At 33.3% G+C, this 16,141-nt stretch carries 15 protein-coding genes; 6 read left to right on the forward strand and 9 right to left on the reverse strand.

The genetic code is table 11. The features are described from left to right. Window positions 1–40: 40 nt before the first annotated feature. The 5 genes from ACYQ5R_RS01650 to radC all read right to left on the reverse strand — a co-directional run bounded on the left by ACYQ5R_RS01650 (window position 41) and on the right by radC (window position 5,431). A complete protein-coding gene (locus ACYQ5R_RS01650; protein ID WP_460189164.1) occupies window positions 41–1,042 on the reverse strand; it encodes a polysaccharide deacetylase family protein in 1,002 nt (333 codons plus the stop codon). Beyond that, complete coding sequence (locus tag ACYQ5R_RS01655; RefSeq protein WP_460189165.1) at window positions 1,039–1,914, reverse strand: hypothetical protein; 876 nt, start codon at window positions 1,912–1,914, stop codon at window positions 1,039–1,041. Before ACYQ5R_RS01655 ends, ACYQ5R_RS01650 begins: the two co-directional genes overlap by 4 nt. Beyond that, the gene (locus tag ACYQ5R_RS01660; RefSeq protein ID WP_460189166.1) at window positions 1,907–3,076 is read right to left on the reverse strand and encodes a polysaccharide deacetylase family protein; all 1,170 of its coding nucleotides are present in this window, start codon (window positions 3,074–3,076) and stop codon (window positions 1,907–1,909) included. Before ACYQ5R_RS01660 ends, ACYQ5R_RS01655 begins: the two co-directional genes overlap by 8 nt. A 137-nt stretch (window positions 3,077–3,213) precedes the next feature. Beyond that, a complete protein-coding gene (locus ACYQ5R_RS01665; RefSeq protein WP_460189167.1) occupies window positions 3,214–4,680 on the reverse strand; it encodes an MltF family protein in 1,467 nt (488 codons plus the stop codon). Between the two features lie 52 nt (window positions 4,681–4,732). After that, window positions 4,733–5,431, reverse strand: a complete 699-nt coding sequence (gene radC, locus ACYQ5R_RS01670) for a RadC family protein (protein ID WP_460189168.1) — start codon at window positions 5,429–5,431, stop codon at window positions 4,733–4,735. Between the two features lie 58 nt (window positions 5,432–5,489). On the opposite strand from radC, the gene trkA reads away from it, so the two are divergent. The 4 genes from trkA to ACYQ5R_RS01690 all read left to right on the forward strand — a co-directional run bounded on the left by trkA (window position 5,490) and on the right by ACYQ5R_RS01690 (window position 11,088). Next, the gene (trkA, locus tag ACYQ5R_RS01675; protein ID WP_460189169.1) at window positions 5,490–6,836 is read left to right on the forward strand and encodes a Trk system potassium transporter TrkA; all 1,347 of its coding nucleotides are present in this window, start codon (window positions 5,490–5,492) and stop codon (window positions 6,834–6,836) included. A gap of 13 nt (window positions 6,837–6,849) precedes the next feature. Continuing rightward, window positions 6,850–8,358: a TrkH family potassium uptake protein gene (locus ACYQ5R_RS01680; RefSeq protein ID WP_460189170.1), complete on the forward strand. Its 1,509-nt coding sequence runs from the start codon at window positions 6,850–6,852 to the stop codon at window positions 8,356–8,358. Window positions 8,359–8,525: 167 nt separating this feature from the next. Further along, complete coding sequence (locus ACYQ5R_RS01685) at window positions 8,526–8,762, forward strand: hypothetical protein (RefSeq protein WP_460189171.1); 237 nt, start codon at window positions 8,526–8,528, stop codon at window positions 8,760–8,762. A gap of 622 nt (window positions 8,763–9,384) precedes the next feature. Next, window positions 9,385–11,088: an amidohydrolase gene (locus tag ACYQ5R_RS01690; protein ID WP_460189172.1), complete on the forward strand. Its 1,704-nt coding sequence runs from the start codon at window positions 9,385–9,387 to the stop codon at window positions 11,086–11,088. 38 nt (window positions 11,089–11,126) lie between these two features. Here the strand turns inward: ACYQ5R_RS01690 and ACYQ5R_RS01695 are convergent, their stop codons facing one another. Next, window positions 11,127–12,482: a UDP-N-acetylmuramate--L-alanine ligase gene (locus ACYQ5R_RS01695; protein ID WP_460189173.1), complete on the reverse strand. Its 1,356-nt coding sequence runs from the start codon at window positions 12,480–12,482 to the stop codon at window positions 11,127–11,129. A 90-nt stretch (window positions 12,483–12,572) separates the two neighbouring features. On the opposite strand from ACYQ5R_RS01695, the gene ACYQ5R_RS01700 reads away from it, so the two are divergent. Continuing rightward, window positions 12,573–13,505 carry a PorP/SprF family type IX secretion system membrane protein gene (locus ACYQ5R_RS01700; RefSeq protein ID WP_460189174.1) on the forward strand — a complete coding sequence of 311 codons (933 nt, stop codon included), beginning with the start codon at window positions 12,573–12,575 and terminating at the stop codon, window positions 13,503–13,505. 87 nt (window positions 13,506–13,592) lie between these two features. Here ACYQ5R_RS01700 and ACYQ5R_RS01705 read toward each other — a convergent pair whose 3' ends face one another. Together ACYQ5R_RS01705 and ACYQ5R_RS01710 are read right to left on the reverse strand one after the other, a co-directional pair. Next, complete coding sequence (locus ACYQ5R_RS01705) at window positions 13,593–13,847, reverse strand: TfoX/Sxy family protein (RefSeq protein ID WP_460189175.1); 255 nt, start codon at window positions 13,845–13,847, stop codon at window positions 13,593–13,595. Continuing rightward, the gene (locus ACYQ5R_RS01710) at window positions 13,847–14,872 is read right to left on the reverse strand and encodes a M28 family peptidase (RefSeq protein ID WP_460189176.1); all 1,026 of its coding nucleotides are present in this window, start codon (window positions 14,870–14,872) and stop codon (window positions 13,847–13,849) included. Before ACYQ5R_RS01710 ends, ACYQ5R_RS01705 begins: the two co-directional genes overlap by 1 nt. Window positions 14,873–14,939: 67 nt before the next feature. Between ACYQ5R_RS01710 and kdsA the strand changes: the two genes are divergently transcribed. Further along, window positions 14,940–15,761 (forward strand): 3-deoxy-8-phosphooctulonate synthase, encoded by an 822-nt coding sequence (gene kdsA / locus ACYQ5R_RS01715; RefSeq protein WP_460189177.1) that lies wholly within the window; start codon window positions 14,940–14,942, stop codon window positions 15,759–15,761. Here the strand turns inward: kdsA and ACYQ5R_RS01720 are convergent. Then, window positions 15,758–16,135 carry a DUF1801 domain-containing protein gene (locus ACYQ5R_RS01720; protein ID WP_460189178.1) on the reverse strand — a complete coding sequence of 126 codons (378 nt, stop codon included), beginning with the start codon at window positions 16,133–16,135 and terminating at the stop codon, window positions 15,758–15,760. The genes kdsA and ACYQ5R_RS01720 overlap by 4 nt on opposite strands. Window positions 16,136–16,141 lie beyond the last annotated feature (6 nt).

The following is a 16,141-nucleotide window of genomic DNA, read 5'->3' on the forward strand; positions in this document are numbered from 1 at the left end:
TCTATCAATACCTAATAAATATTTGGATTAGAAATTATTGTTATAAGATTTTAAATATCTTTTTTAGTAAATAGTAAAATAGCTCGCCTTTTATAATTTGTTTAGCCGTATAAATACTTCCATACTCCATCGGAATTCTTTGAAAATGGTTTTTATGAATTTTATTTTTTATGCCAGCTGATCCAAAACTAATTATACTCCCTTCTTCTAAGCTCATGTATAAAGAACTTTTAACTCCATCATCAGAAAAAGGAAAAGAGAATATTTTTTGAGTTTGGCATGTAATATTATTTACTGCATCAATACTCTGTATAGTTTGATGAAGTTGTTCTTCCTCATTTATTTCATTATATAAAGGATGATCAATACTATGACCTCCGAATTGAAACCCCAAGTTAAAAAGGTCTATCAAATCTTTTGCTCCAAGGTAAGGCCTCTCATTCTTAAGAAAATCTTCAAATGATATATGCAAAATACTAGCAATCTCATCTATTAATAAGCTATCTTTAAATTTGAGTGTAAGTAATTTTTGCTTCAACTCTTTATAATTATTCTTTTCAACATTCAACAACCGTCCAACAGCTTTATATTTGGCAGTTTTATTATCAAAATTTTCTAACTTATCAATTAAAATACTTACTTTATACCGATAAAATAAATCTCCATTGTCAATAAATTTTGAATTCAAAAAATTAATTGCGGTAATTTTCCTTTTCAGCAAAATAGGAACAACATTTTCTTTAAATGAACTCAATCCATCATCAAAAGTTAATAAAAAGAAGACTTCTCTTTTTTTCATATAAAGACCATCTATAAAATCCTTAACAGAAATTGGTTTGAACACTTTTAATAAATAGTCTAAATCATTCTTAAATTGTCTCTCATTTTTTACTTTATATAAATACCTCAAATGGGTTTTATTACTATTCTCAACAGCATGATAAAATGGAAATATTATTTTTTTACCTGACAACATCACAAGCTGTTTAGTACTAAAGGGAATTAAATTCCCAAAAAAAATAAAATACTCCTTTAACTTCATAAAAACTTATTTTTTGTATAACTCGAATAATTTTCTTTCGAAGATCCAAAGGTTTTAAAAAAAAAAGCTATTCCATCTACCATAGAACCCTCGAAATCGAATAACAAATCTCTATTTACAAACTGTTTTATTTTTTTATCAATTAAAAAGCAAGTCGCCTGATGATTCTTCCCTTTGGGAGAAAAAGCAGATAACAAATATGTAATTCTTTTATCTTCAAATAAAAACAGTACTCCTCCCAATAATTCACCATCCGCTGCAAATACTCCTTCAAGTTTGCCTCTGTTTTTTAAAATTAATTCTTCACAAAGGATTGATAGTTTTAAATAATCCAATTCTTTGAATCCAATATTTTTATAAAACATTTTAGAATATTCGATCAGAGTTTTGATCGGAATTTCCTTTATGTACAATTCAGATCTTTTTGCTTGTTTTAATTTTGCCTTTCTTCCTTTCCTATAATTTTTATACAATTCTTCATAAGGCCTATTCAAATCCAAAATATAATTATTCTTCTTTTTTACTTTTAATCCTGTGCAATCATTCTCAGAATTAAATGCAATTGTCACTTTCTTAAACTTTTTCGGAATTGATTTTACAAATTTTAATGTCCAATCCGAGGTAATTTTGAATGATGCGAAAATTCCCAACTGCTGCGTCCAACAAGGCGGATAAATATACTTTATAAAATACTTGCTCCGCCAAGGCAAAGGCATAACTGCCTCATAGTCATTTAGAATTAATGCATCCCAATTATCGGCAACAATGTCTAAATACCACGAATAAGCATAAATTCTTGAATTCAATGATCTTTCTACGCAGACATCATACTTTTCAACATTTAAATCAACACGCTTTACATACCTAATCATATACATACTTTAACACATCTCGAAACAACTTCCGCCAACCTTTCCAAACATCCGTTTCACTTAAAGTTTCGTTATGAAATAATAACACAAACTTGCCATTAACGTTTTTAACCTCATCTATCATTTGACAAATTCTAACTTTAGATACCGCTGGCACCAATTTCAAATAATAATTTAAGGTGCCATCCATTACAGCAAACGGCACAACCTTTAAGGGAGTTTGAATCTCAAAATCTAAATCATAAAAATAAAATGGTGTACACGTGCTTGCTCTAAATCCATATCGATTTGCATACCCCATGGAATGGTCTTCCGTTATATCCAAATCAATTAAATTCTGATACGTATCTGGCATTTTAATTCTTAAATAATGTTGTCTTGATTTGGTAATTGGCCTATTAACAATCGATTCTAACCTACTCTTTTCCGTTTTTAGTTTTTTTGTATTCGTCATCGTAAAATAAGACGGATGCAAACCTACATCTACATAATCTGCTATAGATTTAATTAAGGATTTATAATTTGAATTTGTAGACGATACATTGGTATCATAGGTAGTGTAATCACCGATTAAAAAAAAGAAAATAGTTTTTAAATTATATTTTTTCGTTTGATTTAATATAAATTGATACGTATCGTATGGATCTTTCCGAACCCTTAACAATACCAATATTCGTTCTAGCAAATTAGGGAACTGAAACCTTAGAATGTCTCTAAAGAAACCACCCGTATTTCTAATAATTCCTTTATGTTTATATGCATATACATTATCTATATCAAAAGTTGGAACAAATTCAAAAGTTCTAGAGCTGTATGTATAATCGGGAAATTTTTCTTTAATTGATTCTAAAAATTTAAATGCCCAGATATCTACCAAAGGTCTTTCTAAAAACTTAAATTTATAGGCTAAACTGTCTTCTGCAGAAAATCGTTCATGTGCATCTTGAACATAGGGTAAATACTCCTCGTACCTACTTATTAAATAAAAACTAGCAGCAAACAAATCAAACGGAATTGCCGATGATTTCCCAGTTGCAAAGAAACAAGGGATTCCTTCCCAATCAAATACATTAATTTCTAAATCATTAATACCTTGATCAAACAATAATTGATGACTTCTAATATGAAACTCACTACCCAAAGGTTTGTTGGTGTAACTCATTTTAGGTCCGTTATGCGCAACAAAAGCTTCAATACTAGTTGTAAAATCAATAGGAATCTGAATGATACGAACAAAAATCTGTTTAAAAATATAATTTAAACGAGGTGTTATCTTATGGGTATAAACAAGTAGCAATATTATTCAGTAATAAATTGTTCGTAATGATTGTATCGCTCAAAAATTTGCTGGACATACGTATACGGTTCTATGCCTCTAACATACCCATAACGGATACCGGGTTTGTTATAGTTTTTTGGCGAACTTAATGCTAATATCATTAAATCTACATTATCATCCCAAGTTAATGTATCCAAGTCCTTTTCAGCTGCTAATCTTTGGGCATCTAATACATGACCATAACCACAATTATACGAGGCCATAGTAAATTTTAATCGTTGTTCTTCATCTGGTATATTTCCAAATCGCTCCCATAAATGCTGCAAATATTTAGTACCTCCATTCAAATTATCATGTGGATCTTTTCTATTCTTAACGCCCATTTCTTTAGCCGTAGCTGGCATCATTTGCATTAAACCCACAGCACCAACCCATGAACCTGCATACGGATCAAACCTTGACTCCTGATATATTAAAGATGAAAGCATACGCCAATCCCAATCTATATTATTTGCATATAACTTTACCACATCATCATATTTACTAATTGAGTTAGAAGATAAACTATAAAAATCACTCTTTACACGTCTTCGAAAATCTCGTTCGTTCTTAAAATACTTGTTGTAAATAACATAGTAATCAACTTGTTTTTTAAATTCAGACAACCACTCATTAACAGCCTGATTTAATTTGGGTGAGCTTTTTCTAGTTGCCCAAGCATTTCTCTGAGAAAAACTTATGGGTACATCAACATTTAATATTGGATAATAGGAAGCTAATATATTGGCTATATTATTATCAGAAATAGTATACTCAACCTGTCCATTTGCCACCATTTTAATGATCTCATCAGTTGTAAACGTACCATTTAAAGTATCAATAAAAATGGTTCCACCCATTTCTTGAGATAAGTTTTTCAATCTTGCACTATAAGCTGTTTCTCCTCTAACTGAAACAGTTTGCCCATCTAATTCAATAGCATCTTGAATTAAATCACGAGCTATTTCGTGCTTTTTCATGGTTCGCCAATTATCTGGTTTCTTTTGCACTAAGACCTGATGTGCCAAATAAATATAATCGCTAAATAAAACATCCTGTTTTCTATCTTCAGTAATCGTCAATCCATGGGCAATTAAATCTACTTTACCATTATTAACATTTCTAATAAGGCTGTCTATATCATTTGCAACAATAATTTCAATATTTAATCCAATATGATCCGCAAAACGCTCTAACAGTTCATATTCAAATCCCATTGGTTTGCCTTTATATAAAAAGTAACTCGTACCGCTATAGGTCGTTGATACACGAATTTTGCCATCTTTTAAAATATCATCTAAATCTCTATCAATTTTGGGATAAGCCTCTTCAATCTTGTATTTTTTATCAATTTGAAAACTTTGATTATCATTTTTTTTTGATGATTCTAAAGAGCACGAACTACAAATTGTTAAAACAATTAATAACAGAAAAATTCTGATTTTCATGAAAAGTGGTTTAAATCCAATATAGGTATAAACCTACAAAAAATCATGCATATCACAAGCTGCCTTCATCAGCAAAACTGTAATAATTTTGAGGAGTCACTATAAGATGATCTAATACTTTAATATCTAAAGTTGAGCCAGCATGTTTAATTTTTTCTGTTAATTGCTTGTCTGATGCACTAGGTTTAAGACTTCCTGAAGGGTGATTATGTCCTAAAATTAAACTCGTACTTCCATTGGCTAGAGCTTTTTTAAATATCAATCGCGTATCTACAACTGTTCCTGTAAGCCCTCCTTTACTCATTTGCAAAGTATCAATTACCTTATTTGAGTTATTTAAAAATAAAACCCAAAATTCTTCATGTTCTAAATCCGCAATTAATGGTTGTAATATTTCAAATGCCGATTTACTAGAGGAAATTACGGGTTGTTCAAGCGCCGTTTCTAGTCTTCTTCTCCTCCCTAACTCCAAAGCTGTTATTATTGCAATCGCTTTGGCATCTCCTATTCCTTTAAATGATTTTAGGGCATCAACATTTAATTTTGCCAATTCATTCAAATTGTTTTGTACATATAACAAAATGCGCTTAGATAAAGATACTGCGCTTTCATTTCTTGATCCGGAACCAATAAGTATCGCCAACAACTCAGTATCTGAAAGAGATTGACGACCTTTTGTCATTAATTTTTCACGCGGTCTGTCATCCTCTTTCCACTGTTTTATGGAGAAAGAATCTGTTGGATACTTCATAGCATTGCGTTTTGTACCAAAGATAAGTTTTATATCTTTGTCTTAAATAATTCAGAACATGAAAATCATTATTGCTGGTGCCGGCGACGTCGGATTTCACCTTGCAAAATTGCTGTCATACGAATCTCAAGATATCTACGTAATTGATCAGGATAGCGAGAAACTCAATTATTTAGACACTCATTTAGATGTTATTTCAACCAAAGGAGATGCCACTTCAATTCAAACATTATTAGATGTTGGTGTTGATCGCGCAGATTTATTAATTGCAGTTACAGATTCTCAAAATACAAATTTTACCGTTGCTGTTATAGGTAAAAAGTTAGGAGCAATCAAAACCGTAGCTCGTATAAATAATCCAGAATTTATAAACAATCCATACATTAATTTTAATGATTTAGGCTTAGATGCTGTTATTTCTCCAGAAGAATTAGCTGCCAATGAAATTAAAACTCTTTTAAATAGATCCGCATTTAACGATTCTATAGTATTTGAGAATGGTGAGCTAAATATGGTTGGAGGCGTCCTAAGTAAAGGGTCTCCAATTTTAAATTTATCTGTTCAGCAAGCTAAAAATAAATTCTCTGAAATAGACTTTATAACTATTGCGGTTAAAAGATTTGAAGAATCGCAGACTATCATTCCGCGGGGAGATACAATTTTTGAAATGGCGGATGAGGTCTATTTTTCATGTCCAAAAGAAAGTACTTCTAAACTACACACCCTGATAGGCAAAGAAGATATTCCTGTTAAAAATGTTATGATTTTAGGAGGTAGCAAAATAGGTGAAAAATCTGCAAGAAAACTTTGCCAAGAAAAATATCGAGTTAAGTTAATTGAAAAGAATAAAGACAAGGCTTTTAATTTAGCAGAGCGATTGGTAAACACACTTGTGATTCAAGGAGACGGTAGAGATTTAGAATTATTAGAAGAAGAGAACATAAGAGACATGGATGCCTTTATTGCTGTAACAGGAGATTCAGAAACCAATATCATGTCGTGCTTAGTTGCCAAATCAAAAGGAGTTAAAAAAACCATTGCCCTGGTTGAGAATATGGATTATATTAATATTTCTCAAACAATTGGAATTGACACATTAATCAATAAAAAACTACTAGCGGCAAGTGAAATTTTTAAACATGTTCGACGTGGCGAAGTACTAGCCTTAGCGAATTTAAAACATGTTGATGCTGAAGTTTTAGAATTTGAGGTCAATGAAAATTCAGCTGTTACTAGAAACCAAATAAAGGATATTAAATTATCTAGAAGCGCAGTTTTTGGTGGCGTAATAAGAAATAGTAAAGCAATGATGACTTTTGGAGATTTCCAAATTTTAGCCGGTGATAAAGTGGTCGTTTTCTGCTTACCAGATGCCATACAAGATGTTGAAGAACTTTTTAGATAACCTTAGCTAATCAATGGGCTTTTTTAAAACTTTAAACTATCAAATAATTTTAAGCTTTTTAGGATTAACATCCATTCTAAATGGTGTTTTTATGCTACTCGCTGCTCCATTTAGTCTGTATCATAAAGAAGATGCCTCTTGGGGAATTGTTGCTGCTGGTTTAATAACAATAGTTCTAGGTTTTATCTTATGGTTCTCTAACAGAAATGCTCAAAAAAATCTTCAAAAAAAAGAAGGATATTTAATTGTAACTTTTGGTTGGTTAACGCTATCATTAACAGGAACCTTACCCTATTTACTTTCTGGAGCCATTCCAAATTTTGTTGACGCCTTTTTCGAAACCATGTCTGGATATTCTACAACTGGTTCATCTATATTAACAGATATAGAATCTATGCCACATGGCATTTTGTTTTGGCGAAGTGCTACTCATTGGATTGGAGGTATGGGAATTATTGTACTTACCATTGCAATCTTACCATTATTAGGTATTGGTGGTATGCAGTTGTTTATGGCCGAAGCTCCGGGCCCATCTGCAGATAAAATGCACCCGAGAATTACAGAGACAGCAAAACGTTTATGGTTTATCTATTTCTCATTAACTATTGCAGAATTTTTACTCCTAAAAATTACAGGTATGACATGGTTTGATGCAATAAACCATGCCATGGCAACCATGAGTACAGGTGGGTTCTCTACAAAAAATGCAAGTGTCGCACATTATAACGGAAGTCCTCTTATTCAATATATTATTATATTTTTCATGTTTGTGGCTGGTACGAACTTTATGCTAACCTATTTTAGTTTTAAAGGGAAAGTGCGTAAAATTTTAGAAAATGAAGAATTTAAATGGTACTTCTTCGGCACCATTTGGCTAACTGTTTGCTTGGTTATTCTTATTTTATTTTTCCAAGATCCTAACTTACAAACAACAATAGAACACCCCAAACCATATGGCGAATTTGAAAGTGCGATTCGACATGCGCTGTTTCAAATTATCGCAGTATTTACCACCACCGGTTTTGTTAGTGCTGATTTTACCATGTGGAATTATTTTGCCACTGCTTTTATATTTTCTCTTTTCTTTATTGGGGGTTCTGCAGGTTCAACAAGCGGCGGAGTTAAAGTGGTTCGACAGATTGTAATGATTAAAAGTAGCTTTTTAGAACTTAAAAAACTGCTTCACCCTAATGCGATTATACCAGTGCGATATGGTGGTAAGGCCATCAAACAAAACATTGTTTTTAATATATTGTCCTTTTTTGTGCTATACATGCTCATTTTTATTTTGAGTACTGTTATGCTCACCTTTTTAGGACTTGACTTTATATCTGCATTGGGGGCTGCAGCCTCTTCTTTAGGAAATGTTGGTCCTGCATTGGGTACTTTAAGCCCAGTTGATAATTTCTCAGCACTATCTGATGCTGCAAAAATTTTCTGTTCTTTCTTAATGCTAATTGGTCGACTAGAACTATTTACTGTTCTCGTACTATTAACTCCATACTTCTGGAAAATGAATTAAGATGAATAAAACTATTATTTTGCTTGATTTCTCAATTCACTTTTGCTCAGAAAAATCTTGTAGCAATCATCGAAGTAATAGATCTAAGGCTTCTTAAAGTTCTGAATGCTTATAATCCACTTGAAATAATTGCAGAAGGACATGATTGGTCTAAAGGCCCTCTTTAGGTGTCCGAATTAATTAGTCTACTCTTTTCTGATGTTCCAAAAAATACTATTCATATCTGGAACAAAGAAAATGGTGTTTCAGAATATTTAAACCCTTCCGGATATTCAGGAAATGATAAGTATTCTTCAGAACCAGGAAGTAATGGCTTAACTCTAAATCTAAAAGGTGAATTAATTTTATGTCAGCACGGTAATAGACAAGTGGCAAAAATGCATGCTCCGGAGTCAAAGTTTTAACCTATTACAAATAATTACAATGGATTAAAATTCAACAGCCCTAACGACATTGCAATAAATAAAAAGGGAAATTATTACTTTACAGACCCACAATATGGCTTACTAAAAAGAGAGGAGCCCACCATCTAAGTAAATTACATTTCAAGTCGTATAAAGTTTATCTACAGAAGGAAAAACTAAATTATTAGACAGCACACTCATTTGACCAAATGGCATAACGTTCTAACCGGATTATAGGAAATTATATGTTGCCAATTCAGACCCAAAAATGGCTATTTGGAAAGTATATAATGTTGACTCAAATGACAACTTAATTAATGGCAAAACCTTTTTTGACGTTACCTCATTAGTGGGTAAAAGAAAATGATTAGCAGATGGTCTAAAAGTTTCCAAAGAAGCAATCATCTTTGCTTCAGGCCCTGGAGGGATTTTAATTTTTCATCCAGATGACACTCATGTAGGAATTATTGCAACTGGACAAGCAACATCAAACTGCACTTTTAATAAAGATCAATCTGTTTTATTTATTAAAGCTGATAGCTACATAATTAAAATTAATCTTCAATAGACCTATAAAAATTTAAAAGTCGTAACTTCGTACAAATCAAATAATTCTTATGCTATGAAATTCTATAAATTATTTAGCGCACTATGCTGCGCCTTATTAATTGCTTGTACAAACCAATCAGATAGTAGTTCATACACTATATATTCAGGTGGAGATATAATTACCATGACAGGAGATAAACCTCAATATGTTGAATCTCTAGTTATAAAAGACAGCATAATATATTTTACAGGCACCCTAAAAGAGGCGCAAGAGATAGTAAAACAAAGCTACAACTCAGTTGATCTTAATGGCAAAACTTTACTTCCAGGATTTATTGACGGGCATTGTCATTTTGCTGCATTTGGTGCTCAAGCAATTATGGCGAACCTATTGGCGAGTCCAGATGGGAAAGTAAATGATATATCCACTTTAATTCAAGTATTAAAAGATTGGTATAACACAAATGGAACAGATAAAACGAAAGGATGGATTTTAGGTCTTGGATTTGATGATGCTGTTCTAGCAGAAAACAGATTCCCAAACAGACATGAACTAGATCAGGTTTCATCTGAACTTCCGGTAATGATTGTCCATATTTCGGGACACTTTAGCGTGGTTAATACAAAAGGATTAGAATTACTTGGAATAACATCTGAAACACCTAACCCAGAAGGAGGAATCATAAGAAGAGAGGATGATGGTAAAACACCAAATGGAGTTCTTGAAGAATTAGCATCCATACCATATATGTTAAAAAACATAACCCCTACGGAACCTGATGTTGTAGATTACTATTATGATAAAGGACAAGAATTAGCAGCTAGCTATGGTTATACCACGGTTCAAGAAGGGCGTGCCATGGGCAATCACGAACAACTTGCAGATTATGCAACTAGAGGAAAGTTTTATCTAGATGTTGCTAGTTATATAGATTACAGTAAGCCCGAATACTTAAAAACGAAATGGAATAGTACAACTTATACTAACGGTTATAGAGTAGCTGGAATTAAACTTACATTAGATGGTTCACCACAAGGACGAACTGCTTGGAGAACTGAGCCGTATTTGCTACCACCAGATGGACAATCACATGGTTATCATGGCTATCCAGCAATACCAGATGATAAAGATGTACAAAAATTAGTTGATTTGGCATTTGAAAACAATTGGCAATTATTGTCGCATACCAACGGAGATGCGGCAGCTGATCAATTAATTAATGCAGTCGCTAATGCAGAAAAAATCTATGGAAAAGGAGATAGAAGAACTGTATTAATACATGGTCAATTAATACGTAAAGACCAATTAGACAGTATCAAAAAATATGATATGGTAGCCTCTCTATTTCCAATGCATACTTTTTATTGGGGCGATTGGTATAAAAAAATTATTGGACCAGAAAAAGCACAACTTATTAGTCCAATTAAGTCTGCCTTAGATATGGGTATTCCTGTTACGAGTCATACAGATGCTCCAGTGGCATTACCTAATTTAATGATGATATTGCACACTACCGTAAATCGAGTTAGTAGAAGTGGAACTATTATTGGTCCAGATGAACGCTTAACACCATACGAAGCTTTAAAATGCATTACTACTTGGAGCGCATGGCAACATTTTGAAGAAGATCAAAAAGGAACTTTAGAGAAAGGTAAACTTGCTGACATGGTGGTTTTAGATCATAACCCGTTAAAAGTAGACCCTATGACATTAAAAGACATTAAGGTGTTAGAAACTTATAAAGAAGGGAATTCCGTTTTCAAAAGAAAAGAATAATTTCAATTAGTTTTCAATAGGGTTTATGTATGTAAATCCTATTGAACCTTTTCGGCAACCTCATCAAAAGACAAGCCGCCATAATTACCCGAACTCATTAATAACAAAGCAGTATTTTCTAAATTCTGACGAAACAAAAATTCTTTGAATTGTTGCGGGTTGGTATATACTATTAAATCATCTCTTTTAAATGCCTCTAGAATTTGACTAGCACTCACCTCTTCCAACTTTTTTATCTCTACCGCATGAGGCGAATAAAATACAACAGCCTTATCAGCTGCATCTAGAGCTCCAACATATTCATTCAAGAACTCTGCATTTAAACTACTATACGTATGTAATTCTAAACATGCTAAAACAGTTCTCTCTTTGTATTGTGCTTTTACAGCATCAGTTGTAGCTTTCACTTTAGAAGGCGAATGAGCAAAATCTTTAAAAACCACCGTTGATTTGTTTTCGGCAATTTTCTCTAATCGCTTGCTGGCACCTTTAAACGTGCCTATAGCCTCATAAAAATCTTCCTCATCAACACCCATGTGCTGACAAATCCATTTTGCTCCTGCTAAGTTCTGTAGATTATGTTTTCCAAATATTTCTAGCGGCAATTCACCATCTGGAGTATCTAAATAAGTAATGCCATTAACAATTGTTGATTCAGGCGTACCATACGGATATTTTTGAATAGGACGTTCTGTTGCATCTGCCAGCTTTCGTACCTCCTCATCTTCTTCGTTATATACCAGAATACCACCATTAGTAATGGTGTTGATATACGTTTCAAATTGCGATACATAATTCTCAAATGTTGGAAACACATTAATATGATCCCAAGCAATTCCACTAATCAATGTAATATTCGGTTGATACAAATGAATTTTAGGTCTTCTATCAATTGGCGAAGACAAATACTCATCTCCCTCAAGCACTATAAAGTCGTTCTCTTCAGTTAAATGCACCATTGTATCAAATCCTTCCAATTGCGCACCCACCATATAATCTACATCTCTATCATGGTAGTTTAGCACATGTAAAATCATTGAAGTGATTGAAGTTTTACCATGAGAACCTGCAATTACCACACGTGTTTTTAGTTTTGATTGCTCGTAAAGAAACTCTGGATATGAATATATTTTCAAACCGAGTTCTTGCGCTTTAAGTAATTCAGGATTATCTGGTTTTGCATGCATTCCTAAAATAATAGCATCCAAATCTGATGTAATGTTTTCTTGAAACCAACCAAAACTTTGGGGTAATAATCCTTTGGCATCTAGCCTACTTTTTGAAGGTTCAAAAATTACATCGTCACTACCTGTTACATGATATCCTTTTGCATGCAAAGCAAGAGCTAAATTGTGCATGGCACTTCCGCCTATTGCAATAAAATGTACGCGCATTTTGTCTGAATTAAATTCAATCAAATGTACACAATACGCCTTAGTTTAAAAAGCGTGATTCTTATTTCATTTCATTATTTTTATACTTGTATGAATCGTACCACATTTATCAATTTACTTGTAGTATTTTTTCTGATCTTAAACGTTACAACTTGGGCGCAACAAGATCCGCAATACACTCATTACATGTACAATATGAGTGTTATAAATCCTGCATACACATTAGATGATGATGAAGTTTTACAATTAGGAGTCATGCATAGAAACCAATGGACTGGTGTTAATGGAGCCCCAGTAACCAATGTTTTTTTTGCTCATGGAGCAGTTTCTGACAAGATTGATTTAGGCGTATCAATTACCAATGATCAAATAGGTAAAGCTGTTAAAGAAAATAATATTTATGCAGATTTTGCTTATTCCATTAATGTGAATAAACGAACGAATCTATCTTTTGGATTAAAAACTGGCGTTACCCTTTTTGATGTAGATTTTGCGAATTTTCAATTAGAAGACCCTAGTGATTTTGGAATTGCCTTTCAAAATCGAAATGAAACTTTTTTCAATATGGGCGCTGGTCTATACCTAAATAATAGAAACTATTACATCGGCCTCTCTGCACCAAATATGATTCGCGCTACACATACTACTTCAAGCAATGGACAATACAAAGGTGTAGAAGAAGTTCATTGGTATGCAACAGGTGGTTATGTTCTTCAACTTAACGCTTCTTTCAAGCTAAAACCTGCTGTAATGATGAAAGCTGTTAAAGGGGCTCCTCTTTCAGTTGACTTTACCTTAAACGCTCTTTACAATGATCGATTTGAAGTTGGAATAGCCTATAGAACAGAAGATGCTCTTAGTGCCCTAATGAGTATTGGAATAACAAATAATTTAAAATTTGGATATGCTTATGATTATACTCTTTCTAATCTAGGCAATTACAGTAGTGGCTCCCATGAAGTGTTTTTACTGTATGACGTATTTCTTGGTGCGACTAAATACAAGTCTCCAAGGTATTTTTAAGTTCGTTTTTTACTCGCTTTGGCCAGCGGATTGAAATCCAACGCCAACTGTACCCAGTATTCCAAATCTTTATCGAGATCAGTTGCTTCATCCGTTAAAAAAAACAAATCCCTTCATAGGTCTACCAGTAAAATTCATTTCGTTGCAACCTAGTTTAGTAAAGGCATTGGCATAGGCATCTCCACCTATGCGAGCCATGACCTCATCTTTTACAACACCTAAGCACATTTTATCATTTACCATAAAGCACAAACCTCCAAACATTTTCTTCTCGTAAAAGTTTGTGTGTTTTTCTTCTAACAACTGCTTTATTCGATCTGCAATAAATGTGTTATAAGGCATTATGATTCTTTCTTTGCTTCTTTAGCTACCTTCTCTCTTCGCTCCTTTACTTTCTTTAATCTCTCGAGTTCTTGGTCGGTAAGCTGAACCCTTGTTGGTGTATCTTTTCCATTTATAATAGATTCTGTACCCAAGGCAACGGCCTTAATAGTTTGGGTTATAACCTGCATATCCAACGTTTCTGTTTCATCTGTTACTTTATGATAATCCTGATCTTGGTCAATTGCTGTTGTAGAAAATGTGTGTGCCGGTATACCTAAATAGGCCAAAGAGGCATTATCACTTCTAAAAAATAAACGGAATTTTGTATATGGATCTGGGTGTAATTTAAATTCCGAACCTTTTAAATTCTTTTGAATGATTGTTCCAAAATCAGAACGGTCAAATCCCGTCAACCAAGCAGTATTTGGGCCAAAACTTGGTGTCTTACCAATCATTTCTAAATTAATTCCTGCCACTATTTCCTTGGGATTAATAGTTGATCCAAAATAATTTGAACCAACCAATCCTAATTCTTCAGCAGTAAATGCAATAAAAACTATCGATCTTTCTGAACCATGTTCTTTGTAATGTTCTGCTAAGGCAAGCACTCCTGTAATACCAGAAGCATCGTCATTTGCTCCATTATAAATAGAATCTCCTTCAACAGGGTTTTTAGCAATTCCTAGATGATCGTAATGACCAGAAACAATTACATACTCATCTTTCTTACTCTTACCTTCTAGCATTCCAATGACATTAAATAAATCTAAATCTTCGCCTCTTACATTTTGAGAAAATCGTTGTCTAAAATCGGTTGCACCATTAAACGGTTTTAAACCAATTCTTTCAAATTCACTTTCGATGTACTGTGCCGCTTTTTCAATACCTTCTGTACCAGGTTTGCGTCCTTGCATTTCATCAGAAGACAATGTTTCTAAATGTTTTGTAATAGTTTCAATGGTAATTACTTCCTTCTTGTTTTCAGTACAGCCAATTGCCAAAACAAGGATAAAACAAAGGCCAAAAATTTTTAATTCTTTCATTCTAGTAAAATAACGTTTGTATATCAAAGATATAATTAATTCGTATTTTTGCCGAAAATTTAACAGTATGGATTTATCAGTTATACCACAAATAAAACACGCTAATTCTGACAACTTCTTTTTACTTGCTGGACCATGTGCCATAGAAGGAGAAGACATGGCTTTGCGCATAGCAGAACAGGTAGTTAGCATTACTGATAAATTGAACATTCCGTATGTATTTAAAGGCAGTTTTAAAAAAGCCAACAGAAGTAGAATTGATAGTTTTACGGGAATTGGTGATGAGAAAGCCTTAAAAATATTACGCAAAGTTTCTGAAACTTTTAAAGTTCCGACTGTTACCGATATTCACGAAGTTTCTGATGCTGCCAAGGCTGCAGAATACGTTGATGTGTTGCAAATTCCTGCATTTTTAGTTCGTCAAACGGACTTAGTAGTTGCTGCGGCTAAAACTGGTAAGGTTGTCAATCTAAAGAAAGGACAATTTATGAGTCCTTCTGCAATGCAACACGCGGTTCAAAAAGTTAAAGATAGCGGTAGCGATAAAGCATGGGTAACAGATAGAGGCACCATGTTTGGCTATCAAGACATGATTGTAGACTTTAGAGGTATTCCAGAAATGAAAGCCTTTGCGCCTGTGGTTTTAGATGTAACGCATTCGTTACAACAACCAAATCAAAGTAGCGGTGTAACAGGTGGTAGACCAGAAATGATTGAAACTATTGCGCGTGCTGGAGTTGTAAATAATGTTGATGGTCTATTTATCGAAACACATTTTGATCCGGCGAATGCAAAAAGTGATGGTGCAAACATGTTAGATTTGGCACATCTTGAACGCCTCTTAACAAACCTTACCGAAATTAGAAAGGTTGTTAACCAATTGGCCTAATTGTACTTGGTAGTATTTCCGGTATCTATTAAACGAACAGCAGCTTTTATAACAGACCTTAATAACTGCTCATCTATGTCTTCAAGTGAATGAAACTGTAAAGAACGTACCCGTTTTCTTTTATTAAAGTCTTTTAACTGATGATATTCTTTTTGTAAAATGGCACCATCTAAAAAGGCGACATCCAAATAATTGGTACCTCCTAGCACATTCATATACAACAATGACTTTTTTTTATAATGATAAAAAGGAAGTCTAAAACTGTATTTCTCCACAACTTCGGGCACGGTATCCTTTAATACATCGCGCACATACAACATCATAGATTGATATGGTTCTTGCTGTTTAAAAATATGCTGTTCTACAGGATTCATATAATT

It is taken from the genome of Urechidicola sp. KH5 (genome assembly GCF_054661455.1).

Bases quoted from the DNA above. Each gene is read 5' to 3' on its own strand.
- kdsA (WP_460189177.1), top strand. From the start codon at position 14,940: ATGGATTTATCAGTTATACCACAAATAAAACACGCTAATTCTGACAAC.
- ACYQ5R_RS01690 (WP_460189172.1), top strand. From the start codon at position 9,385: ATGAAATTCTATAAATTATTTAGCGCACTATGCTGCGCCTTATTAATT.
- ACYQ5R_RS01665 (WP_460189167.1), bottom strand. From the start codon at position 4,680: ATGAAAATCAGAATTTTTCTGTTATTAATTGTTTTAACAATTTGTAGT.
- ACYQ5R_RS01700 (WP_460189174.1), top strand. From the start codon at position 12,573: ATGAATCGTACCACATTTATCAATTTACTTGTAGTATTTTTTCTGATC.
- ACYQ5R_RS01680 (WP_460189170.1), top strand. From the start codon at position 6,850: ATGGGCTTTTTTAAAACTTTAAACTATCAAATAATTTTAAGCTTTTTA.
- ACYQ5R_RS01650 (WP_460189164.1), bottom strand. From the start codon at position 1,042: ATGAAGTTAAAGGAGTATTTTATTTTTTTTGGGAATTTAATTCCCTTT.
- ACYQ5R_RS01660 (WP_460189166.1), bottom strand. From the start codon at position 3,076: ATGAGTTACACCAACAAACCTTTGGGTAGTGAGTTTCATATTAGAAGT.
- trkA (WP_460189169.1), top strand. From the start codon at position 5,490: ATGAAAATCATTATTGCTGGTGCCGGCGACGTCGGATTTCACCTTGCA.
- ACYQ5R_RS01695 (WP_460189173.1), bottom strand. From the start codon at position 12,482: ATGCGCGTACATTTTATTGCAATAGGCGGAAGTGCCATGCACAATTTA.
- radC (WP_460189168.1), bottom strand. From the start codon at position 5,431: ATGAAGTATCCAACAGATTCTTTCTCCATAAAACAGTGGAAAGAGGAT.
- ACYQ5R_RS01710 (WP_460189176.1), bottom strand. From the start codon at position 14,872: ATGAAAGAATTAAAAATTTTTGGCCTTTGTTTTATCCTTGTTTTGGCA.
- ACYQ5R_RS01720 (WP_460189178.1), bottom strand. From the start codon at position 16,135: ATGAATCCTGTAGAACAGCATATTTTTAAACAGCAAGAACCATATCAA.
- ACYQ5R_RS01655 (WP_460189165.1), bottom strand. From the start codon at position 1,914: ATGATTAGGTATGTAAAGCGTGTTGATTTAAATGTTGAAAAGTATGAT.
- ACYQ5R_RS01705 (WP_460189175.1), bottom strand. From the start codon at position 13,847: ATGCCTTATAACACATTTATTGCAGATCGAATAAAGCAGTTGTTAGAA.